Below are 22595 nucleotides of genomic sequence, written 5' to 3'. Positions count from 1 at the left end.
GAGAGTGGCTGCTTGTTTTAATGAAAAAACGGGATTGCATCGGGGAGCGGGCTCTGCTCCTGGCGGGAATGTTTCCCGGTTCCTTTCGCAAGGCTGTCCGCGTGATCGTTGGCGACTTCGACGACGCCGGTATCGATAAAAGGAGGTAAGCTTTTTCCCGATGTTGCCTGGATCAGGCTTTCGACGATTTTCTTTCCCCATTCCTCCTCCTTTTGGGAGATGACAGCCGTGATTTGCCCGTTGATCATGGCCTCCTTGATCTCGGGCGTCATCCCGAACGCAATCGAGTACCGGGTCAACCCCTTCGCCTTCCAGACCAGGATGGAAGTAGAGCTGGATACAAAGTCCAGCGCGACAAACGCATCGAAATGGGGATGCTGCTCGATCATCTCCTCGAGCTCCGTAAGCGCTCGTCCTGTATGGCCTTCATGGTAGCGGACATCCAGCACTTGCACCTCCGTATGATCGTGCAAATAGCGGAGCATTCCTTCCAAACGCTGGTTCAAGCTGCGGCTGCCGCTCATTCCTGATTCGACGAGAACCATTCCCCTTCCCCCAAGCAGCCGGTCGATGGATTGGCCCATGATTGCCCCTGCTTTCTCGTTGTCGGTGCCGATAAACGCCGTTCGCATGCTCTCCGGAGAATCCGCCTCGAAGCAGATCACGGGAATGCCGTTTTGGACTGCTTTGTTGATGATCGGTGCGAGTACATGTTCATCGATCGGATCGATGGCGATTCCGTCCACCTTTTGCCGGATCATCGTCTCCATCATCCGGATTTGTTGTTCCAGGCTGGCTTCGTCCGGGGCTTTGACAAGCAGTCGGACCTGCCTGGCGAGGGCAGCTTTTTCCGCGTCCTCCGTAATCCTTTCATAGAAGGGATGGGAGATCGGATAAATGATCCCCAGAGTCAGCGGCTTGCCATCGGATGGAACGGCCGGCGCGGAGATGGCGGGAGTAGGAGGAAGGGAAGGGGAAACATCCGACTGCGGGAGGCATCCGCTCCCCAGTGCAAGCAACAGGAGGAGGGCAAGGACGATTTTAGGCAAAGGGGCCTTGGCTCTCACGGGAAGTCCCTCCTGTCTGCCTGAAGTACGATACGCCCAGCCGTCTGAACTCTTTCGGGGTCATCCCCGTCGTTTTTTTGAACAGGCCGGAAAAGTAATGAGGGTCGTGGTAACCGACCGAGAAAGCGATTTCATAAGTCTTCGCACGTGTATTCTGCAGGAGTTCCATCGCCTTCTCGATACGGGTCCGAGTCAGAAATTCGATAAAGGTCTGTCCGGTCTCTTGACTGAATATCTTGCTGAGATGGCTCGGGCTCACGGCCGCATGCTCGGCTGCATCCTGCAGCGAAAGCTGGTCGTTCGCGTAGTGCTCCTCTATGTACCCTTTTACTTTGCGGATCAAATCCCCGTATTTCCCCGTTGCCTCTGATCGCCACTGCCAAAAACGCTCCATCAGCTCAAGCAAATACCGGTGACATTGCTCTTCGCTACGAACCTGCTTGATTTTCTCCCGCAACGGCTCCAGAATTCCCTCCGTCCTGTCTGGCAGCTTGAAGGTTTGCTTCGCCAGATAGACCGTTTCGAGGGTCAAATCGTTCAGGAGGTAATACCCGTACAAGGAAGATTGCCAATCCAGGCACCGCAGGCCCGCTGAAAATTGGGTGAGGAAGTCTGCCGTCTTCTGGGGGCTTCCGATTTTCAGAAACTGTAAAAACTTGGCTCGTTCCAAGACCACGTTTCCATTTGCCGACTTCCCGACGGCCTCTACATCCCGGAAAGAAATCCTGCGGAGGTTTTTGTCTTGTTCCGCTTCCAGAAAAGACGTGTGAATGTTTTGCAGCCGATCCTGGATGCTGCCGACACCGATGCCAGGGGGACTGGAAAACGCCGCTTCCAACGCAGCGAAGCCTTCTGTTTGCAAGGCGGCGAGCCGAGTGCGCAGGGACTCCACGGTCTCCCCCTTCAACAGATACACTTTCTCCATTCGGCTTCTCTGAAACGAAAAATGCTCCCCCATGATTTCATCGAGCATCGCTTCCGCCATTGCGGTACGGGCAGGGTCTGATGCTGTGTCAGGGTACCGCAAATCCCGGATCACCACGGCGTAAAAGCGGGCGATGAGCTGCATGGAAAAGCCGGAAGCATAGGTAATGGCATCGGCGGTGGAGATCAAGCCGCCGCATAGATCGCTGAGCAGCTTTTCGCGAGTGTAGGCGTGCCTTTGTTTTTCCCGCCGCTCCCGATCGATTTTTAGGCTCGTCGCGCGCAAAATCTCGATCAAATCCGCTGCACTGACAGGCTTCAGGCAATATTCCTCGACTCCGATGCGGAGCGCGCTGCGGGCAAAGCTGAATTCGTCATGGCCGCTCAGTATGATGATTTTTACGTCCGGCATGCGCTTGCGGACGATGCTGGAGAGCTCCAGACCATCCATGAAGGGCATCTTGATGTCCGTAATCAAAATATCCGGCATCCATTCCTCGATCAATGGCAAGGCGACTTCGCCGTCTGGAGCGTCTCCGCAATAAAGGAATCCTTCCTGTTCCCAATTCACGCAATCCCGAATGTTTTCCCGGATGAGAATCTCATCATCGACCAGCATCACTTTCTTCATCCCTGCCATGCCCCCTTTCTCTCATCGGAATTCGCACCGTGATGCGGGTGCCTTCCAGTCTCACGCTGTCCACCTCCAGGCCGTATCCGTTTCCGAAATACAGCCGCAAGCGCCGGTGAACGTTCAACAAGCCAAATCCCGAGGCCGGCTCATTTTCAGCTTCGTTTGCATGCAGCGGTTTTTCCAGCTGCTTTCGCACGTCGGCCAAGCGCTCCTCGCTCATGCCAATCCCGTTGTCCTCGACGAAGAGCGTAATGTCCCGACCGTTTTCCGCATCGCCTGTGATCCGGATCACCCCTTTGCCGCGCTTGTTTTTGATTCCGTGGTAGAGCGCGTTTTCGACCAAAGGCTGGAGAGTCATCTTGAGGATTGGATAAGCGCCCAGCAGAGGATCCACGTCGATTTGGTACTCGAGGATATCGCGATAGCGCATTTGCTGGATGACCAGATAGCTTTGGACGTGCTCCAGCTCCGTTTTCAATGTGATCCAGTCTCTTCCCTTGTTCAGGCTGATGCGGAAAAACTGGGAGAGCGCCTTGACCAGTTGAATGACCTGGTCGTTCTTGCCGGCTTCCGCCATCCAGATGATCGAGTCGAGCGTGTTGTAGAGAAAGTGCGGATTGATTTGGGCCTGAAGGGTCCGCAGCTCCGCTTTCTGGACTTGCTCTTGTTCCCGTATGCTTTGCTCCAAAAGCGCCTTGATTTTTTCCAGCATGATGTTGAAGCTGTCGCCGAGGTCAGCGATCTCATCGGTGCCGGTGGGGGTGACCTTGGCATCGAGGTGGCCCGCAGCGGCTTGCCTCATCTTGGTTTTTAAGAGCTGAACGGGACGGATCAGCCTGGTCGTGATGACGAAATGAAGCCCGATGGCAAACACGATGCTGAGCGCGACGCTGATGATGATCAACTGGCGGATCTCGTGGGCGTCCTCGACGATTTCCTGCAGAGGAGCCGTGCCGACGATTTTCCAGCCGGTCTCCTTTGAAGTGGTGAAGACGACAAAGCTCGGTTTGCCGGAAGGGGAGTGCACAAAGCTGCCGCGCGCTTCGCTCAGAGAGGCGGACAGGCCGAGTGCCGTGATGGTCCGGGCTGTTTCCTTTTGCGCAGAAGGGGCAAAGATCGGGGAGCCGTCTTTGTCCACCACGTAAAAAAATCCCGTCTTGCCGATGGTCACATTGTTGCAAAACTGCTCGACGATGGAATCCTCCAGGTCAATCATGGTAAAGCCTACTACCTCATGGGTGATCGGTTGCTTCACGGGAGCGATGATGGAGATGATCCCCTGTCCGGGATACGTGAACCCATCCAGGCGGTCCCATTCGGTCGCGTTTGCCGGGGGAACGATGACGATCTCGTCCGGGTGGTTCATCAGATAGAGGAAATGGCGATTCCGCAGAGGATTGTAGGCGACGTGGAAGACGCCTTTGCGTTCGCTGATGCCTTTCCCGTACAGATTGATCATCGATATGTTCAGCACGCTGTCGTTTTTGTAGGTTTGGCGATAAAGATCGAATGTTCGGACAATCTCTTTGGCATCCTCGTAAGGCTCGCTCTGAGAGAAAAGAAAGCGCATCGCTTCCGGGCTCTTTCCTACCTCCAGGAGCTTCCCGGTGTCCTCAAAAAGAACGTCAATGCTGTGGGCAAGCTGGTCTGCGACAAGGATCGTAGCTGCCTTGCTGTGGCCGGAAATCGTGTTGAACGACTTTTGATAGGAAACGAGCCCGACGGTTATCAGGGGAACCGAGGTCAGGATGATAAACATGGTCAGCAGTCTGGCCCGCAAGCTGGAGGATACCCAATGGATCATCTTCATTGTGAGCTACCTTTCCCTCGCCGGATGAGAAATTAGGACTTTTCTTCCACTATAACAAAATTGTAGCAAAAAATTTGAATGTAAGGCCAAAAAAGAGAGCCATCGCAAAATAACCCACCACTTGCACAAAAAAATCCACGAATTGAAAGAGGGTCACGACAAATAGACAAAAAATTCAACCAACTCACCCGGAGGCTCCATATCCCCGTGGAATGTAAGCGCTTTATAATGAGCGAAAGCCAATCAATCCATGAAAAAAGGAAGGGGAGTCAAACTGATGGTGAAACGACTTCGGAAATGGGGAGTCCTGCTCGCGATGACGGCCGCTATGACGGTTACCGCGGCGTGTGGCTCAAATGCGGGGAGCGGAACGACGCAGGCTGGAGGAAGCCAGCCCCCTGCTGCGGCATCCGGGCAAAGTCAGGCCCAGGCACCGAGCCAGCCGGCCTCCGCAGAAAAGAAAATCACGCTGGGCTTCTCCCAGGTGGGGGCGGAGAGCGGATGGCGGACAGCGAACACCAAATCCATCCAGGAGTCTGCAGCAGCGGCGAGCATCGACTTGAAATTTTCCGACGCGCAGCAGAAGCAGGAGAACCAGATCAAAGCCATCCGTTCGTTCATTCAGCAAAAAGTGGATGTGATCGCATTCTCGCCGGTCGTCGAGTCGGGCTGGGACACTGTTCTCAAGGAAGCGAAAGATGCGGGGATTCCGGTAGTGCTCACAGACCGCGCCGTGGATTCCAAGGATCCTTCTCTCTACGTGACGTTCCTGGGCTCCGATTTCGTAGAGGAGGGACGCAAAGCCGGGCAGTGGCTGGTTGAACAGTACAAGGACGCAAAAGATCCGGTAAACATCGTGGAGCTCCAGGGCACGACGGGATCCGCACCGGCGATTGACCGGAAAGCGGGCTTCGAGGAAGTGATTGCCTCCAATCCGAACCTCAAGATCATCGCATCGCAAACCGGCGATTTCACACGGGCGAAAGGCAAAGAGGTCATGCAGGCGTTTTTGAAAGCGCATAAAGACATCGACGTCCTTTACGCCCACAACGACGACATGGCGCTCGGCGCAATCCAGGCGATCGAGTCGGCCGGTCTGAAGCCCGGGGTCGACATCAAAATTATTTCCGTTGACGCTGTTCGCGACGGGATGCAGGCAGCCAGCGAAGGCAAGATCAATTTCATCGTGGAATGCAATCCGCTGCTCGGACCTCAATTGATGGAAGCCGTTCAAAACATCCTCGACAAGAAAGACATTCCCAAGCGGATTGTGACCAAGGAAGGCACCTTTACGTCGGAGCAAGCCAAAGAAGCACTTCCGACACGCCAGTATTGAGGCGGTCGCGAGCCGGGAGACGCAGTCGCTTCGCTATCGGTTCTGCGCAAGAACCAAGTGGCTTGTCTCCCGGAACGCGGCGCACTATCTATATCCCAGAAAGGAGCGGATACGGTGAATGAACGACAGCCCATTCTTCAAATGAAGGCAATCCATAAACAGTTCCCAGGGGTAAAAGCGCTCTCGGGTGTTGACTTCCGGTTGTTTCCCGGAGAAGTGCATGCGTTGATGGGGGAGAATGGTGCAGGGAAATCGACGCTGATCAAGGTTCTGACCGGAGTCTATTCGATTGAGGAGGGCAGCGTGGAGCTGGCAGGACGTCCCATCGAGGTGCATAGTCCGCAGGAGGCCCAGGAGGTCGGGATCAGTACGGTTTATCAGGAGGTAAACCTCTGCCCCAATCTATCGGTCGCCGAAAACATCTATATCGGACGGGAGCCTCGCAAGTTCGGCTGCATTCGGTGGAAGGAAATGAATCAGGGAGCGGAGAGGCTCCTGCAAGAACGCCTGCAGCTGCGAATTGATGTGACACAGCCGCTTTCCGCGTATTCTGTCGCCGTCCAGCAGCTGGTCGCGATCGCCAGGGCGCTCGATATTTCCGCGAAAGTGCTGATCCTCGACGAGCCGACTTCCAGCCTGGACCATAACGAAGTGCAGCAGCTGTTTCGCATCATGCACAAGCTGAAGGGCGAGGGCTTGGCCATTCTGTTCGTGACGCATTTTTTGGACCAGGTATACGCTGTAGCGGATCGGATCACGATTCTTCGCAACGGCGAATTTGTCGGCGAGTATCCTGCACGAGAGCTCCCCCAAATCGAGCTCGTCTCCAAAATGATCGGCAAGGACCTTCACCTGCTGGAGGAGCTCCCGAAATCTGCGGCTGAACAGAGGAGGACGAAGGATGAGCTGATGATCGAAGCATCCGGTCTGGGAAGAAAAGGGGCGATCGAGCCTTTCGACCTGCGCATTCACAAGGGAGAGGTAGTCGGACTTGCAGGGCTGCTCGGTTCAGGGCGGACAGAGGTTGCGCGCCTCCTGTTCGGGGCGGACCGCGCAGATCAGGGCAAGCTTACGATCGGGGATGCCGGCGAGGGAGTCGGATCACCGAAGCAAGCGATCGAGCGGGGGATCGCCTTTTGTTCGGAAAATCGAAAAGCCGAGGGGATCATCGAGGACCTGTCTGTCAGAGAAAACATGATTCTGGCCATTCAGGCCACGCGTGGCTGGTTCCGGACGATCTCCCGCAAGCGGCAGGAAGAGATTGCGGATGAATACATTCGCATGCTCAACATCAATCCGCCGAACCCGGAACACCTGATCAAAAACCTCAGCGGCGGCAACCAGCAGAAGGTGCTGTTGGCCCGTTGGCTCTTGACGGAGCCGAAGCTGCTCATCCTGGACGAACCGACGCGCGGGATCGATGTCGGGGCCAAGGCAGAAATCCAGAAGCTCGTGCTTTCGTTATCTCAGAGGGGCATGTCCGTCCTGTTCATTTCTTCGGAGCTGGAGGAAGTGGTGCGGGTAAGCAGCCGCATTGCGGTGCTGCGCGATCGACGCAAGGTGAGAGAGATCGTCGGCGCAGAAATCAATCAGCAAACCGTCATGCAGACGATTGCGGGAGCGTGAGAGAGATGAATCGGATCGCCAAGCATCACTTGTTTTGGCCGTTAACCGTTCTGGCGGCGCTGCTCGTATGCAACCTCCTGGTGGAGCCTGACTTCTTCAAAATCGAGGTGAAAGAAGGGCATTTGTACGGGAGTCTCATCGATATCTTGAATTTTGGCTCGCCGCTCATTCTCGTGGCGATTGGGATGACGCTGGTGATCGCGACCAAAGGCATTGACCTGTCCGTCGGTTCGATCGTGGCCATCGCCGGAGCTGTCGGCTGCATGACCATCAGCAAAGGTGCCGACCAGAACGCCATGGGACTGGTGCTGTCAGCGGTCGCCATCTCCCTTCTCCTGTCTTTGCTGCTCGGTCTTTGGAACGGCTTCCTGGTAGCCGGGGTAGGGATACAACCGATCATCGCCACGTTGATTCTGATGGTGGCCGGGCGAGGGATTGCACAGCTGATAACGGACGGGCAAATCATTACGGTAACCAGCGAGAGCTACGAGTACATCGGGGCAGGATCGCTCTTCACCCTTCCGTTTTCCATTTTTATCGTGGCTGTCGTATTTGCCCTTGCGTCGATCGTGACACGCAAGACAGCGCTCGGACTGTTCATCGAATCCGTGGGGTGCAATCCAAAAGCCAGCCGACTTGCGGGCGTGCACGCGGGGTGGGTCATCGCGACGGTGTACATCTTCGGGGGCCTATGTGCCGGTCTCGCTGGGCTGATTCTTAGTGCCAACGTCTCCAGCGCAGACGGGAATAACGCCGGTCTCTGGTATGAGCTCGATGCCATTCTCGCCGTCGTCATCGGAGGGACGTCGCTGAACGGAGGAAGGTTTTACCTGGCAGGCACACTTGTTGGTGCGCTCATCATTCAGACGCTGACCACCACGATCTACATGGTCGGGGTCCCCCCTGAAATCACACTGGTCGTGAAAGCGTTCGTCGTGCTGGCGGTCTGCCTGATCCAGTCGGAAGCGTTCCGCAATGCGATCGTGCAGCGCTGGAAAACGCGGAAATACCCGGCGGAAAGGGAGGTATCACCCCATGCGTAACCGAAAATACACCTCCATTCTTGTGACGTTTGGCCTCTTCGTCCTGATGTTTGCGTCGGGTTCGTTCCTCTATACGGGCTTTTTCTCCTTGCAGGTGCTCCTGAACCTGCTGATCGACAACGCTTTTCTGCTGATCACGGCGGTGGGCATGACCTTTGTCATTGTGTCCGGCGGGATCGACCTGTCGGTGGGATCGATGATTGCGCTCACGACGATGATTTCGGCGAGCCTCGTTCAGCAGCATGGGTGGCCGCCCGGGGTCGTCATTCCTCTTGTCTTGACCTTGGGTGCCCTGTTTGGCTGGGGGATGGGGGCCGTCATCCATTACTTTCAGATCCAGCCGTTCATCGTGACGCTGGCAGGCATGTTTCTGGCGCGCGGGCTTTGTTACGTCATCAGCATCGATACGATTACGATCGACCATCCATTCTATACCAGTGCAGCCCAAACCAAAGTAGCGGTCGGGGGCGGCAACTTCCTATCCGTCAGCGCCATCATTGCCCTGATCGTGGTAGCGCTAGCCGTGTACCTCGCCCATTACACAAGGTTTGGCCGCAACATCTACGCCATCGGGGGAAGCGAGCAATCCGCCCTGCTGATGGGGCTTCCGGTCGCCCGGACCAAAATGCAGGTGTATACGTTGAGCGGATTTTGCTCTGCGCTTGCCGGCGTCGTGTTCACTTTCTACATGCTGTCCGGGTATGGCTTGCACGCGGTCGGTATGGAGCTGGATACGATTGCCGCTGTCGTCATCGGAGGCACGCTTCTGACGGGAGGGGTGGGGTATGTCGTGGGGACCTTCTTCGGCGTGTTGATCCAGGGGGTTATCCAAACTATAATTAGCTTCGAAGGTACACTCAGCTCTTGGTGGACCAAAATTGTGATCGGGCTGCTTCTGCTTGTGTTCATCCTTCTCCAGCGATTGCTGGGCGCAAGGAGAGCGATGCAGCAGCAAGGATAAGAAAGATTGTGAAAGCGCTGACAGTTTCGCCGATATACCAATCCTGCTGGGCGGAGGAAAAGATGGGAAGACAATCTCGCCGATGGTTTTTTCCGTACATCTGGATATTGCTGATGGCGTGTGGCCTGCTCGGCTGCAATGAAGCCAGTACGCTTGAGTCCTCCCCGTCTGCTGCCCCGCACATGGAGGGAGCGATTTCGGGTCAGGGGCGTGCTTCGGACGCGGCAGAACCGCTAACGGACAAACGGATCGTGGTGGGCTTCTCCCAGCTCGGCTCGGAAAGCGACTGGAGGATCGCCAATACCCGTTCCATACAGGAGGCAGCCCGTGAGGCTGGCATTACCCTGCTGTTTTCCAATGCCGAGCAGTCCCAGGAAAAGCAGTTCGAAGCGATCCGCTCCTTTATCCGGCATAAGGTCGACGTGATTGCGATCGCTCCCGTAGTCCAGTCGGGGTGGGAGCCAATTCTCAAGGAAGCCAAGCAGGCCGGGATCCCCGTCATCATCACCGACCGCGCCGTCGACGTGAAAGATCCGTCGCTGTACGTCAGCTTCATCGGCTCCGACTTTTATGAAGAAGGGAGAAAGGCCGGAAAGTATTTGCTCGACAAGCTGCGCGACACCCCCGGACCGATCGTGATTGCCGAATTGCAGGGCACGGTTGGATCCACGCCCTCCATCGAGCGAGGAAAAGGCTTTCGGGATACGATCAAAGCGCGGGCGGATTTGGTCATAGGCTACGAGGCCCCCGCTGATTTTACGGTGGAGCAAGGCAAGAAGGTCATGAGCTCATTTCTGAAGGATCCGAAGAAGGTACCCAAGGTGCTGTTCGCCCACAACGACGACATGGCTCTCGGCGCCATCGAGGCGATGGAAGAGGCAGGCGTCGCACCGGGGAAGGATATCATCATCATCTCGGTCGACGGGACGCGAAAGGCTTTCGAAAAGATGGTCGAGGGCAAAATCAACTGTGTAGTGGAGTGCAATCCATTGCTCGGGCCCCTGATCACGACTGCCGTCATGGAAGTCATGGAAGGCAGAACCTTGCCCAAGAGGATTGTGTCCCCGGAAAGCGTGTATACCGAGGTCTTGGCCGCAAAAGAAGTGGCAAACCGAAAATATTGAGAGAGCGGCAGTTTATGGGAGTGGACTGATTCAGAAAATAAAGAATTCCTTTGATCGGGGAGGGATATGGTTGCTGGAGCGATTGAAGCAAGAGGTGCTGGAAGCAAACCTGAATTTGCCCAAATATCGGATGGTGACGTTTACGTGGGGAAATGTCAGCGGGATCGATCGGGAAAAAGGTCTCATGGTGATCAAACCGAGCGGCGTACCCTACGAAGAGCTGACAATCGACGATCTCGTCGTGGTGGATTTCGAGGGAAAAAGGATAGAAGGGAAGTGGAAGCCGTCCTCCGATACCCCGACGCATCTGCTGCTGTACCAGGCCTTTCCGGAAATTGGCGGCATCGTTCACACCCACTCGCCTTGGGCGACTGCGTGGGCGCAGGCGGGCAGAGGGATTCCCGCGCTGGGGACGACGCATGCGGATTATTTTTACGGAGAAGTGCCTTGCACCAGAAGGATGACGGCGGAGGAAATCCACGGCGAGTACGAGCAGAACACCGGCCAAGTGATCGTGGAGGCGCTCAGGGGACTGGACCCGCTAAATATCCCGGGAGTGCTAGTCCATTCGCACGCACCGTTCACCTGGGGGAGGAATGCGGATGAAGCCTTCCACCATGCGGTTGTATTGGAGGAAGTAGCGAAGATCGCATCCCGTACCTACGCGCTTCAGCCGGATGCAGGCGGGATGGATCAGGCGCTATTGGATCGGCATTTCCGAAGGAAGCACGGGGCGGATGCCTACTACGGTCAGGCTGCCAAACAATAACTGAAAATTCAGAAATAATTCAATCATGTCCTCCGGCGCACCCGGTCGGACTATCCAAGGAGGAACGCCATGCTCGAACAGAAAGCGTATGAATTTTGGTTTGTCACAGGTAGTCAGCCTTTGTACGGCGAGGATACGATACGTCAGGTGGAGGAAAACGCCAAGCGGTTGGTGCTCGGACTCGCAAGCGAGGCGTTTGCCCCGCACCAGGTGATCTTCAAGCCGGTAGTAACCACGCCGGACGGCATTCGCCAGGTTTGTCTGGAAGCGAATGCAGCCGCCCATTGCGGCGGGGTCATCACCTGGATGCACACTTTTTCTCCTTCCAAAATGTGGATTTCGGGCCTTTCCGAATTGCGAAAGCCCCTCCTCCATCTGCATACGCAGTTTAACCGGGAGATTCCATGGGAGACCATCGACATGGATTTCATGAACCTGAACCAGTCTGCCCACGGCGACCGCGAGTACGGGTTTATCGGCAGCCGCATGAGAATTCCCCGCAAAGTGGTCGTCGGCTATTGGGAAGATCCGCAGGTAATAGGCAGGCTCGGGGCCTGGATGCGAACGGCAGCCGCACACGTGGAGGGAAGGCAGCTGAAAGTAGCCCGCTTCGGCGACAACATGCGCGAGGTAGCCGTCACGGAAGGGGATAAAGTGGAGGCGCAGATCAAATTCGGCTGGTCGATCAACGGCTTTGGCGTTGGGGATCTGGTAGAAAGGATGCGCGCCGTTCCAGAATCAGCGGTCGACTCGCTCATGGAGGAGTACGAGGATCGGTATGACTTTCAACCCGAAGCACGCTCAGATGGGCCGGTTCGAGAAGCAGTCCGCGAACAGGCGCGAATCGAGCTGGGCTTGCTGTCCTTTTTGCGAGAAGGCGGGTTCAGCGCTTTTACCACGACATTCGAGGATCTCCACGGAATGAAGCAGCTTCCCGGGCTGGCCGTACAGCGGCTGATGGAACAGGGCTACGGCTTTGGAGGAGAGGGAGATTGGAAGACGGCGGCCCTCGTCCGCCTGATGAAAATCATGGGGGCAAACGAAGGGACCTCCTTCATGGAAGACTACACGTACCATCTGGAAGAAGGCAATGAGCTCGTTTTGGGAGCACACATGCTGGAAATATGTCCGACGCTCGCGGGCAATCGTCCGAGGGTGGAAGTGCATCCCTTGTCCATCGGGGGTAAGGAAAACCCGGCGAGGCTGATCTTCGACGGGAGGGCTGGTTCTGCGGTAAATGCTTCGCTGATCGACATGGGAGACCGCTTTCGTCTGCTGATCAACGAGGTGGAAGCCGTAGCCGCATCCAAGCAGATGCCAAAACTTCCGGTTGCCCGCGTACTCTGGAAAGCGCAGCCGTCTTTGCAGGAGTCGGCGGAAGCGTGGATCCTGGCGGGCGGGGCGCACCACACCTGCTTCTCGTTTCGGGTAACGACGGAACAGCTCGTGGATTGGACCGAGATGGCCAACATCGAGTGTCTCGTGATCGGCAAAGGGACCTCGCTGGCAGCTTTCCGCAATGAGCTGCGCTGGAACGACCTTGTCTGGAGGCTCCGGTAGCCGATCATTTTCGTTCGCACTTGTACGTACAAGCGAGGGGGCAACGATCGTTTTGGAAAAGACCTATGCAATTGGGGTGGACTTTGGTACGGAATCCGCCAGGGCGGTGCTGGTCGATCTGGCAAACGGAGATGTATTGGCATCCGCGGTAAAAGACTACACGCACGGCGTGATCGACGAGAGGTTGCCCGGCACGGACGCGGAGCTGGAAAAGGAGTGGGCATTGCAGGATCCCAATGACTACGTCGAGGCATGGGTGGAGACGGTCGCGGCGGTCGTTCGCGATACGTCGCACCGGTTGTCGCCTCGGCAAATTATCGGGATCGGGACAGACTTTACAGCGTGCACCGTTTTGCCGGTAAAAGCAGACGGCACGCCGCTGTGCAATCTCCCTGCCTATCGGGCAAACCCGCACAGCTGGGTGAAGCTGTGGAAGCATCATGCAGCGCAAGAGGAGGCCGACCGGTTGAATGCCATCGCGATGCAGCCCGGCTTCTCGTTCCTGTCGCGATATGGCGGGAAAATCTCCTCCGAATGGCTGTTCCCGAAACTATGGCAGATCGTAAACGAAGCGCCGGAGATTTACGATGAAATGGACCGATTCATAGAGGCGGCGGACTGGATCGTCTGGCAGCTTACCGGGAACGAAGCGAGAAGCTCCTGCACGGCCGGCTACAAAGCCATTTGGCATAAACAGCAGGGATATCCGGGTCCGGACTTTTTTCAGGCGCTCGATCCGCGCCTGGAGCATGTCGTCGACCAAAAGCTGTCCCGGACCTTGCTGCCACTGGGCAGCAGGGCGGGGGGACTACGGGAGGAATTCGCCCGGAAAACGGGCCTTTGCCCAGGGATTGCGGTGGCAGTCGGGAATGTGGATGCCCACGTGTCTGCTCCGGCGGCGGGGATCACCCAACCAGGCTCCATGCTGATGATCATGGGAACTTCCGCCTGTGACATTTTGCTCGGGGATGAGGAAAAGATTGTACCCGGCATGTGCGGGGTTGTAGAGGATGGCGTCATCCCGGGCTTTTACGGCTATGAAGCCGGGCAGTCCGCGGTGGGCGATATTTTCGCCTGGTTCCTGGAAAACGGCATCCCTGAGGCTTATCACCTCGAAGCGAGGGAGAAGCAGCTTTCCCTGCATCAACTGCTCGAAGAAAAAGCAGCGAGGTTGAAGCCGGGGCAAAGCGGCCTGCTCGCCCTGGATTGGTTGAACGGAAACCGCTCTGTCCTGGTGGATGCCCATTTGAGCGGAATGATCCTCGGCCTCACGCTCGATACAAAGCCTGAGGAAATCTATCGGGCGTGGATTGAAGCGACGGCCTTCGGCAAGCGGGTGATCATCGAGACGTTTGCCGATAGCGGGGTGCCGGTGAGGGAGCTGATAGCGTGCGGAGGATTGCCGCACAGAAACCGGATGCTGATGCAGATCTATGCGGATGTGACAGGGATGGAGATCTCCATTGCCTCCCACCTGCAAACGCCGGCGGTAGGAGCAGCGATGTTCGGAGCAGTAGCGGCGGGAAAGGCGGCCGGAGGGTTTGACGATATCGAAGAAGCGGCGCGCAAGATCGCCCGAGTGAACCCGGAGAAGATCGTGCCGGTTCCGGAAAACGTGGCGGTCTATGATAAGCTGTATCGGGAATACAGGCGGCTGCACGACTATTTCGGCAGGGGAGAAAATCATGTGATGAAGGCATTGAAGGAAATCAGGCGGTCTCAAAGCAGCATGCGATAGGCGGATGATGGGGCCTGAATGTGGGGGCTGATGACCGATGGAGGGCTGTGCGCAGAATAACCTTTTTCTTCCCAGGAAACGCTAAGGGAGACGAGCGACCGGGGGCGGCTTGCCGATGTCGCGTGAAGGAGGGCTATTATGCGCAAAGGTTGGACGATTGGTCTGGTGACCCTTTTTTGTACGGCCATGGCCGGCTGCAATCAGATGGGCGTCAAGCAAAATGCGGGATCAGCTTTTGATCAGGTACACGATCAATTTTCCGCGCAAGATTCGTACGCCTTTTACGGCAGCACCAAGCTGCTTACGGAAAACAGCGCCAATGGCAATGCCGTGAACTTTTCCGGACGAAAAGATAGAGATGCCGTGTATATGAATGTAAAGCTGTCCGTGCCCGAAGAGAACCGGGTGGAGACCCTCAGCCTGCTGCACCGTGGCGACAAGCTGTACGCCAAACAGGGCAGCGATCCCGAATGGAAGGACGTCGCACACGCCCAGGCGGCTTTCCGGCAGGAGCTGGACAACTGGAGTCCGGACTACTCCTTTCAGCAAATGGCAGAAATGAAAAGGAATGTCCGCCCCGTTCCGGACGAGAATCCGAATGACGATATCGAAGCGGTGCGGGTCACGCTCGATCCCGCGAAGCTGAAAAACTGGCTGGTAACCCAGATGAACGAACAGACAGGCTCTCACGTCCAATCCACGTCAGCGGCTACTTCAACCCACCGGCCGAGGGTCAAACTGGCGATGGCCTTGTCGGACGGGGCGTGGAAAAAGAGCGCAACCGGACAGAAGGGACCCAGGATCCAATCCGCGAACACTCCGAACTTGAACGAAATCGTGGAGCAGATGGACCTGAATGCCGAGTACACTGTCCACTACAACAGGAAAACCATGCTCCCCACCACGATCACCATGTCGATTCAGTCGCAATATGATTTGAATGGCCGACGAGTTCGTGAGCATTCCCAGGTCGAAACGTATCTACAGAATTATGGCCAAGTAAAACCGATTCCGGATCCGGAGGCTGCTCCAGCTTCTCCATGACGTTTTGCTTGCAAGGCGATTCCTCTTCGGCTCAGCCGGGAGGGATCGCCTTTTTCTCGGTTGAGAGTCCGGACTTCTTCAGTTCCATTTTCACTGGAAAGTGATCGGAAGGACCGATAGCGGGAGCAGAGGCGGCGAGGAAGCCGAAATCACGGGAGTACAAAATGCGGTCGATCTCCTTTGGGGGCCCGTCATGCTTGAGCGTGCGCAAGGCCAGATTTCTCTCGTGCTGCGGGTCAAGGAGCGGTCCGCGCAATTGGCGCAAGAGCGGATCAGACGGGAGCATGTTGAGATCGCCGAGCAAAACGGTGGAATCGTACGATTTTTCTTGCAAATAGTCGTACAATGATTCGACCTGTTCGCGATGTTCTGACTTTTCGATGCCCAAATGGGTGACCAGCACATGGAGCGGGTAGCCGTTCCAGTCTATCGACACATCCAGCAAGCTGCGCGGCTCCCATTCGGCAGGCAGCCTGAGAATCCCGGCATGCCGGATCGGAAACTTGCTGAGCACGGCGTTGCCGTAGGAGCCGATGGCGAAATCGATCGATGGCCCGTATGCGAAGTTCATTCGGAGCTGGGCGGCGATGGCCGCGACCTGATCGACAAATCCGGAGCGCGGCAACCGAACGTCGACCTCCTGCAAGGCGATCACATCGGCATCGAGCGTACGCAGCGCAGATGCGATCCGCTCGGGGTCAGCGGCACCGGTATCCGTACGGCAACCGCGGATGTTGTACGTAACGACAGACAAGGGTTGATCGTAATGACTGGGGGAAACCAGGTCGAAAGGAGCGGAGCTGCTAACCACCGGGCCTCCTGGCGGAAAGCTGAACAGCGCGAGAAACAGGGTGAGCGGAAGCCATTTTTTGCGCATGGGACCTCCTTTCGCACGGAGCGAAGGTGACGTTGTTTTTTTATCATAGCTTGCCCGCATCGGGGAGGAATACTGGAAAACATTGTCGAACTAACAAACGAGACTATCTTTTTGCGTCGAAACATCGTTAAAATAGGAAAGATGCCTCACTGCCTTGGTGACGAGCCATAACAGGAGGGACCGGGCAATGGATCAGACGAAAATGCGCATCTTGTCTGCAGCGGCCAAGCTGTTTGACATATATGGCTACAAAGGAACATCGGTTCGACTGATTGCTGAGGAAGCTCAGGTGAATTCCGCCTTGATCTCTTATCACTTCCAAGGGAAGCAAGGAGTTTTGGAAACCTTGATCGCTTCCTATTTTGAGACGTTGTTCAGGCTTGTGGAAGAGCAGGAAGCCCGCGATGGGGACGCCACGCCCTTTGAGCGGCTGGAAAAGGCCGTCGAGCTGTACGTAGGCTTTCAATGCGAGCACGCGCCGATCACCCGGCTGATCCAGCGGGAATTGAGCGTGGAATCGATGCTGGCTCGCGAAGTGTTGACGTTGTATATCAGCCGCTGGAAGCACGGGCTCACCCGCGTCATTGAAAATGGCGTAGCGACGGGTGACTTTTTGCCTGTTTCGATTGATCGGACTGTTCTGGCTGTGATCAGCCAAATGACGTATCCTTTTTTGCAAGCGCAAATGGTTCGCCAGGTTTTTGACCTCGAACCGTACTCCGAGGAGTTCGCCTTATGGCTGCAAGCCTCTATCATGAGCTATCTTCGCGGATGCTTGCTTCCCACATAATGAGTACCCTCACCCATGAATACATACGTTAAGGGGTTGTATGAAACGTGAAACGAAAATTATTCATGCTCTGTCTGGCAGGCATGTTGCTATACGCGAGTCCGGCTTTTGCCACGCCGTTCCCGGACAAAACCGACGAGGTCGTTCAAGACGCGGACAACTTTTTGAAAAAAGAAGAGAAGGCAAAGTTCGCCGATGCCCTCAAAGAAAATCCGGGCACTTACAAGGTCGTGGTCGTGGAAAGCACGTCCCCGGAAGCGGAGTCTCCGGACGATTATGCCCAAAAGCTGTTTGACAACTACAATCTGGCCGACGATTCCTTGATGGTCGTCCTGGATACGGATGCGGAGCAGCTGGGCGTATACGCCGGGCCCGGCCTTCAGGCAAAAGGCGCCACGATGGAAATGCTGCATGACAAAATCACTTCCTTTTACGAGCCTTTCCGCAATCAAAAGCAGTATTTGACAGGCATCCAGACGATGATTACAGAGGTCAACGCCGAGTTGAACCGGATCAGCAACAAGCCGGCGACGAACGCTCCAGCTGACGCCAAAGCGAGCACCGAATCAGATGACAAGAAAGCGTCCGATCTAGGAGGCGTACCGTGGTGGATCTACCTGATCGGCGCCATCTTTGCCGCACTCTCGATTGGACTCATCTACGCCATGATACGGCGCCGTTCCATTTTTGCACAGGTGGACGAAGTGGAAGACTGGAAGGACGAGGTCGTAGACAAAATCAACCAGATTGAAGTAGAAAAGCGCCGCTCCAGCGCCACGACGGAGGTCCGCTACCACCACCTCGCCGACAAGAAAGAAAATCTGCTGCGCATCCGCGTCCCAGACGTGGAAATGATGATTCTCGACGCGGAAGAGGCTTGCGACCGCTTCCGCTTCTCACTGGCACTCGGCATGCTGGGCGAAGTGAGAGAGCTGCTGACCGAGATCGAGACGGAGCTTGCGGAGCTCAAAACGGACGCTCCCAAAGTCGAGGCGACCAAGAAGGAGTCGGAGACGAAGGTCGTCATCCCGGAAATCGGCAAGCTGGTCGAGCAAGTGGAGCGGCGCCTGTCCGATTTGCGTCTGGAGTACGGGCTTTCGTTTCACGAGCTGAAGTCCACGCTCGACGAGGTCGAGACGATGCGAAACCTGATCAAGACGGCACGGGCGGCCGGAGACGATCTTCAGGCGTACAATACCACGCTCAAAGCACAGCAGCTGCTGGAGGGCGTGACCCAATCCATGGAGCAGATCCCGTCGCTGGTCCAGAGGGTACAAAAGGAAATGCCGGAGGAGTTCAAACAGCTGGAGGAAGGTATCGATCAAGCCCACCGCGACGGGTTTCAACTGGAGCAGGATGCGTTGGATAAAGCGCTGCTTCAGGCAAAGCAACTGCTGACGGCAGCTAAAAGCGCTCTGGAGGAAGGCAATCTCGAGATGGTGCGAACCCATCAAAAGGCGTTCGAGGTGTTGGTGGACACCACCTATCAAAATCTGGAGGAGGCAGTCCTGGCCCATCGGGAAGCTGCAGCGGGGGGACAAGCGGCTGTCTGGCCGAAGCACGCTCCGTCCGAGGCTGCGGAAGAAGTGGAAGAGACGGGCGAGTCTTTCCGCACGAGGGAATCAGACGGATCCGGACAAGCAGCGGAGCTTCATTGGGAGACAGAGATGCCGGAGGAAACCGCCCTTGCTTCCAAAGCAGAGCGAGAGGAAGAGCAAGAAGCATTCTCCCCATCGCGGTCGGATCGTGTGGAGCAGGTAGGTACGGGAAGTAGGGAGACGCTGGCCTGGCATGCCGATGAGCTGCCGGCTGAACTGAACCAGGCCGAGCTGAGCAAGGCAGAGCGCGATGTGCTGCTAAACGCCAAAGCGATCCCGTTTCCGACTTCCGGGCGGCAGACTGTGGCGCCGCAGCAAAAGGCGGCCGAGCCGATGGAAGAAGCGGGAGACGAGTACGAGCTGGTCATTCCCAAGCGGGCCGCCGAGTGGGAAGAGGCGGAGCCGGAGCCGGAACCACTCCGACTGGTCATCGAGACGGAAGACGATGCGCTCGACGAGCTGGAGCGCATTTCCGGGACACTGATCCGCGTTCGCCAGCAAATCAAGCGCAGCTATTTGCCCGGCATCCCGGATCACCTGAAGTATATGTTTGAAGAGGTAGTACAGACGCTCTCGCAAATCAAGGCGATCATGGAACAGTATCGCTACGACCTGGAAGAAGTCGCGATTCTCATCAACGATGCGAACGAACTGGTAGGAGAGACCGAGCGGATGGCAGAGCGGATCATTTCGACGTGTCAATTGGCCGAAGGGGCGATCCAGTACACGAACCGGTACCGCAGACAAAATCGGCAAGTAAACGAGCTGTTGACGAAAGCGGAGCAGTCGTTTAGGCAGCTGGCTTTTGCGGAAGCCTACCAGTTGGCGGAGGAAGCGCGCCTGGTGGTCGAAGGGGCCCCGGAAGAGATGGAAACGCGCTGGCTTTTGCGACGGAAGAAAAAGGGGTGAGGCATCCTTGTTTTTTCCCCTGTTTCTCCTTTTGATGGGAGTACTGGTGATGGTTCAGCCCCGCACGAAACGGTGGCAAGCCCGAATGGAGGCACATTTCCATGGAGATGAGAAGCGGGTCAAGCAAAGGGCAAACACGTTTTACCTGCTTGGCTTTGCTTTTGTCATGGCGGGACTGGCCTATTTGTACCAGGCAGCCGTAGCTTGAATAGAGGAAAGAGAACCCGTGCAAACAAAACCGCACGGGTGTTTTTTTGTATTTCTATCCAGTATAAGGGCATCCGCGGCCCCGCCAAAGATTGGCTCCGCGACAAGCGCACAGCAAAAAAAGAAGCGTCGCTCACCGCGGCGACGCTTCAGCTAGGGAAGATAAAGGGAGTAAAGGTGTGATAACCAGCATCTTACAACTAGGGGGGAGTAAGGTGCTGATCACTCTTTTCCAAAAAGAGTACCTACTTTATTCGTTCCCCGCTTTGTTCTTTCTTAAACCTCTTTATCTCAAACTTTTTCCAACGCTTGTATGGCACTGTGCGTTCCTGCGACGTGGCCGGAGGAAAAGGCGATCGTGATGTTGTATCCGCCTGTGTGGGCGTGGACATCCATCACTTCTCCGGCAAAATAAAGGCCATCGACGCATTTGGACTGCATAGTGCGCGGGTCGATTTCCTTTACACTTACCCCGCCGCCGGTGATGAAGGCTTCCTGGAGGGACAGGGTACCGGTGATGGTCAGAGGGAAGGCCTTGATCAGCTTGGCCAGGTCCGTCCACTCCTGCTTGCGCATGTGGCTGAGCGTCGTTTCCTCCGGGATCGAAGCGAGCGAGAGCAGAATAGGAATCATCCGCTCGGGCAGGTAGCCTCTGAGGACGTTTTTCACGGCCTTTTTCGGCTGCTCCTCCAACAGCTCCCAACTCTCTGCGGATACGACTTCAGCTGACTTGGCCGGCATCAAGTCCAGGGTAAGCTTCAATGGTCCGGCACCGTATTTGCGCATGGTGATGGATACATAATGGCCCATGCGCAGAGAAGCGGGGCCGGAAATCCCTTGATGGGTAAAGATCATGTCGCCTTCCTGCGTATTCACTTTCTTCCCGTTGGGCGCGTACAGCGTCATTTCTACATCGCGCAGGGAAAGGCCTTGCAGCGACTTGTCGCGGATGAACGAATCGCTGGCAAGCAGCGGGACCTCCGTAGGGTACAGGTCGGTGATGGTATGCCCGGCTTCCCGAGCCCACGCGTAGCCATCCCCGGTAGATCCGGTTTGCGGGACAGAGCAGCCGCCAACCGCAATCACGACGCTGCACGCACTCAGCTGCTCGCCGTTGAGCAGTTCGATGCCAACGGTGCGTCCATTTTCGTACAGCACTTTTTTAACCGGGCTGTTCAGCCGGATCGTCACGCCCTGCCGTTTGATCTTGTCAATCAAGGCCTGCGCTACTGTGACGGCTTTGTCTGTCACCGGAAACATCCGGCCGCGATCCTCTTCTTTCAGCGCTACGCCGAGCTCTTCGAAGAAACGCACAATGTCGCGGTTGTTAAACTGGGCGAAAGCGCTGTACATAAAGCGTCCATTCCCGGGCATTTGCTTGATCAGCTCATCCTCTTCCTTGGCGTTGGTCACATTGCAGCGTCCGCCGCCTGAAATGATGAGCTTGCGCCCCAGCTTTCCGCCCTTTTCCACCAGGCAGACGCGGGCGCCCTGTCCGGAAGCTGCCGCAGCGGCCATCAATCCGGATGGTCCGCCGCCGATGACGATGACATCGTAATCTCGTAGGTCTCTATTCATGTACGTAACTCGTCCTTTTTCGTGTAGGGTAGGTCAGCCCATATTGTACCACAAGCGGCTCTCGCTTGCCGTTACCCGCGATCGGCTTCTTGTAGGATCGAGGAAAAAGAGCGCTTCTCGAGGACGTACCGAACGATTTCCAGATCCCGCAAAATGTGCGTGACGGTGTATCCTCTCGCGAAGTAATGCTGGAACAGCTGACTGGTCTTCGCTCTCCAGTCGGCTGCGATTTTCATGTCGGTACGCTTGACTTCCTGGAAGTGGGCTGGTACCGGCAAAAGCAGGAGAGACTCATCCAGATCAAACCGTACATCAAGCGGACGGGGGACATCATCGACTGTTTCATAGGCGAGAATTTCGGGTGCATTTGCCGCCAGAGCGGGCGGTGGGACAGAGCCTTCCTTGTGGCGCTGGACGCGGCCGCTGTCCAGGAACCACTCTACGAGGAAGCGATCGGTCGGCAAGCCGCGATTGAACTCATCGTCGAGCACACCGTAGCAGTCTGGCAGGTAAGTGCGAACAATGCCGCCGAGCTTGACGATATTGAGTATCCCGTTTACGGTTTCCAGCGGATCGTACGTCCATGTGATTTTCGTGTGGCCCATCGCCAGGGCTTCGTCCCTCTGCAGCCACTTCAACTGCACGCCCAACCCCTGTTTGCGGTAGGCTGGCAAAAAGCCGAGCATGTGCGAGCAAAGATGGGGTTCTCCCTCCGTGAAGCCGGGAAAACTGTATAGAAAGCCGATCATCTCGTCGTCGTCAAAGGCTCCTATAAAAAGTCCGCCAAACTTGGCGACCGTGATCGTCATATGGTACGGAACGACCTCGTCTGTGTTCCAGACGGCCCGCTCCAAGGCTTCCACCAGCTGCAGGTCAGCAGGCTCAGTCAGTTTGCGAAATGTAATCGGCATGTGCATTTCCTCCCAACACGGTTCTATCCTTATTAGCATTCGGGAAACGGATGCCCATTCCTGCAAACGGATTGGTTGCATCCCTATCC

General features: G+C 56.2%; 18 protein-coding genes. 12 read left to right on the top strand and 6 right to left on the bottom strand.

Annotated features, from left to right (window positions below; genetic code table 11):
• Positions 1-17: 17 nt before the first annotated feature.
• The 3 genes from RGB73_RS21540 to RGB73_RS21530 are packed head-to-tail and all read right to left on the bottom strand — an operon-like array spanning position 18 to position 4435.
• Positions 18-1067 carry a sugar ABC transporter substrate-binding protein gene (locus RGB73_RS21540; protein WP_310764755.1) on the bottom strand — a complete coding sequence of 350 codons (1050 nt, stop codon included), beginning with the start codon at positions 1065-1067 and terminating at the stop codon, positions 18-20.
• Entirely contained in the window at positions 1042-2622 is a 1581-nt protein-coding gene (locus RGB73_RS21535; protein ID WP_310764754.1) for a response regulator, read from the bottom strand. The genes RGB73_RS21540 and RGB73_RS21535 overlap by 26 nt, the downstream gene beginning before the upstream one ends.
• The gene (locus RGB73_RS21530) at positions 2597-4435 is read right to left on the bottom strand and encodes a cache domain-containing sensor histidine kinase (RefSeq protein ID WP_310764753.1); all 1839 of its coding nucleotides are present in this window, start codon (positions 4433-4435) and stop codon (positions 2597-2599) included. Before RGB73_RS21530 ends, RGB73_RS21535 begins: the two co-directional genes overlap by 26 nt.
• Before the next feature lie 280 nt (positions 4436-4715).
• Between RGB73_RS21530 and RGB73_RS21525 the strand changes: the two genes are divergently transcribed.
• The 9 genes from RGB73_RS21525 (at position 4716) to RGB73_RS21485 (ending at position 15636) form a co-directional block, all read left to right on the top strand.
• Entirely contained in the window at positions 4716-5771 is a 1056-nt protein-coding gene (locus tag RGB73_RS21525) for an ABC transporter substrate-binding protein (RefSeq protein WP_396136227.1), read from the top strand.
• A 114-nt stretch (positions 5772-5885) separates the two neighbouring features.
• Positions 5886-7397 carry a sugar ABC transporter ATP-binding protein gene (locus RGB73_RS21520; RefSeq protein WP_310764751.1) on the top strand — a complete coding sequence of 504 codons (1512 nt, stop codon included), beginning with the start codon at positions 5886-5888 and terminating at the stop codon, positions 7395-7397.
• Positions 7398-7402: 5 nt separating this feature from the next.
• Entirely contained in the window at positions 7403-8440 is a 1038-nt protein-coding gene (locus RGB73_RS21515) for an ABC transporter permease (RefSeq protein ID WP_310764750.1), read from the top strand.
• Positions 8433-9401 carry a galactofuranose ABC transporter, permease protein YjfF gene (gene yjfF / locus RGB73_RS21510; RefSeq protein ID WP_310764749.1) on the top strand — a complete coding sequence of 323 codons (969 nt, stop codon included), beginning with the start codon at positions 8433-8435 and terminating at the stop codon, positions 9399-9401. The genes RGB73_RS21515 and yjfF overlap by 8 nt, the downstream gene beginning before the upstream one ends.
• Before the next feature lie 62 nt (positions 9402-9463).
• Positions 9464-10525: an ABC transporter substrate-binding protein gene (locus tag RGB73_RS21505; RefSeq protein ID WP_310764748.1), complete on the top strand. Its 1062-nt coding sequence runs from the start codon at positions 9464-9466 to the stop codon at positions 10523-10525.
• A 70-nt stretch (positions 10526-10595) separates the two neighbouring features.
• Positions 10596-11294 carry an L-ribulose-5-phosphate 4-epimerase gene (gene araD / locus RGB73_RS21500; protein ID WP_310764747.1) on the top strand — a complete coding sequence of 233 codons (699 nt, stop codon included), beginning with the start codon at positions 10596-10598 and terminating at the stop codon, positions 11292-11294.
• Between the two features lie 69 nt (positions 11295-11363).
• Positions 11364-12854, top strand: coding sequence for an L-arabinose isomerase (gene araA / locus RGB73_RS21495; RefSeq protein ID WP_310764746.1), 1491 nt, complete (start codon positions 11364-11366; stop codon positions 12852-12854).
• A gap of 52 nt (positions 12855-12906) precedes the next feature.
• Positions 12907-14592 carry a ribulokinase gene (locus tag RGB73_RS21490; RefSeq protein ID WP_310764745.1) on the top strand — a complete coding sequence of 562 codons (1686 nt, stop codon included), beginning with the start codon at positions 12907-12909 and terminating at the stop codon, positions 14590-14592.
• Between the two features lie 138 nt (positions 14593-14730).
• Entirely contained in the window at positions 14731-15636 is a 906-nt protein-coding gene (locus RGB73_RS21485; RefSeq protein WP_310764744.1) for a hypothetical protein, read from the top strand.
• 31 nt (positions 15637-15667) lie between these two features.
• Here RGB73_RS21485 and RGB73_RS21480 read toward each other — a convergent pair whose 3' ends face one another.
• Positions 15668-16513: an endonuclease/exonuclease/phosphatase family protein gene (locus RGB73_RS21480; protein WP_310764743.1), complete on the bottom strand. Its 846-nt coding sequence runs from the start codon at positions 16511-16513 to the stop codon at positions 15668-15670.
• A 187-nt stretch (positions 16514-16700) separates the two neighbouring features.
• Here RGB73_RS21480 and refZ point away from each other — a divergent pair, with 187 nt between their 5' ends.
• The 3 genes from refZ (at position 16701) to RGB73_RS21465 (ending at position 20018) form a co-directional block, all read left to right on the top strand.
• Positions 16701-17303 (top strand): forespore capture DNA-binding protein RefZ, encoded by a 603-nt coding sequence (gene refZ, locus RGB73_RS21475; RefSeq protein WP_310764742.1) that lies wholly within the window; start codon positions 16701-16703, stop codon positions 17301-17303.
• 47 nt (positions 17304-17350) lie between these two features.
• Entirely contained in the window at positions 17351-19810 is a 2460-nt protein-coding gene (locus tag RGB73_RS21470; protein ID WP_310764741.1) for a septation ring formation regulator EzrA, read from the top strand.
• A gap of 85 nt (positions 19811-19895) precedes the next feature.
• On the top strand, positions 19896-20018 hold the full coding sequence (locus RGB73_RS21465; protein WP_310774616.1) for a hypothetical protein: 123 nt from the start codon (positions 19896-19898) through the stop codon (positions 20016-20018).
• Positions 20019-20308: 290 nt separating this feature from the next.
• Here RGB73_RS21465 and RGB73_RS21460 read toward each other — a convergent pair whose 3' ends face one another.
• Positions 20309-21595, bottom strand: a complete 1287-nt coding sequence (locus tag RGB73_RS21460) for a BaiN/RdsA family NAD(P)/FAD-dependent oxidoreductase (protein ID WP_310764740.1) — start codon at positions 21593-21595, stop codon at positions 20309-20311.
• A 71-nt stretch (positions 21596-21666) separates the two neighbouring features.
• The gene (locus RGB73_RS21455; RefSeq protein ID WP_310764739.1) at positions 21667-22506 is read right to left on the bottom strand and encodes a GNAT family N-acetyltransferase; all 840 of its coding nucleotides are present in this window, start codon (positions 22504-22506) and stop codon (positions 21667-21669) included.
• Positions 22507-22595: the final 89 nt, after the last annotated feature.

It is taken from the genome of Brevibacillus brevis, assembly GCF_031583145.1.
Classification (GTDB): Bacteria; Bacillota; Bacilli; order Brevibacillales; family Brevibacillaceae; genus Brevibacillus; species Brevibacillus brevis_E.
The sequence above is the reverse complement of the archived record's forward strand: the minus strand, read 5'-3'. Positions and strand labels throughout refer to the sequence as shown.

Bases quoted from the DNA above. Each gene is read 5' to 3' on its own strand.
- RGB73_RS21535 (WP_310764754.1), bottom strand. From the start codon at position 2,622: ATGAAGAAAGTGATGCTGGTCGATGATGAGATTCTCATCCGGGAAAAC.
- RGB73_RS21530 (WP_310764753.1), bottom strand. From the start codon at position 4,435: ATGAAGATGATCCATTGGGTATCCTCCAGCTTGCGGGCCAGACTGCTG.
- RGB73_RS21515 (WP_310764750.1), top strand. From the start codon at position 7,403: ATGAATCGGATCGCCAAGCATCACTTGTTTTGGCCGTTAACCGTTCTG.
- yjfF (WP_310764749.1), top strand. From the start codon at position 8,433: ATGCGTAACCGAAAATACACCTCCATTCTTGTGACGTTTGGCCTCTTC.
- RGB73_RS21505 (WP_310764748.1), top strand. From the start codon at position 9,464: ATGGGAAGACAATCTCGCCGATGGTTTTTTCCGTACATCTGGATATTG.
- araA (WP_310764746.1), top strand. From the start codon at position 11,364: ATGCTCGAACAGAAAGCGTATGAATTTTGGTTTGTCACAGGTAGTCAG.
- RGB73_RS21485 (WP_310764744.1), top strand. From the start codon at position 14,731: ATGCGCAAAGGTTGGACGATTGGTCTGGTGACCCTTTTTTGTACGGCC.
- RGB73_RS21480 (WP_310764743.1), bottom strand. From the start codon at position 16,513: ATGCGCAAAAAATGGCTTCCGCTCACCCTGTTTCTCGCGCTGTTCAGC.
- refZ (WP_310764742.1), top strand. From the start codon at position 16,701: ATGGATCAGACGAAAATGCGCATCTTGTCTGCAGCGGCCAAGCTGTTT.
- RGB73_RS21465 (WP_310774616.1), top strand. From the start codon at position 19,896: ATGGAGGCACATTTCCATGGAGATGAGAAGCGGGTCAAGCAAAGGGCA.
- RGB73_RS21460 (WP_310764740.1), bottom strand. From the start codon at position 21,595: ATGAATAGAGACCTACGAGATTACGATGTCATCGTCATCGGCGGCGGA.
- RGB73_RS21455 (WP_310764739.1), bottom strand. From the start codon at position 22,506: ATGCCGATTACATTTCGCAAACTGACTGAGCCTGCTGACCTGCAGCTG.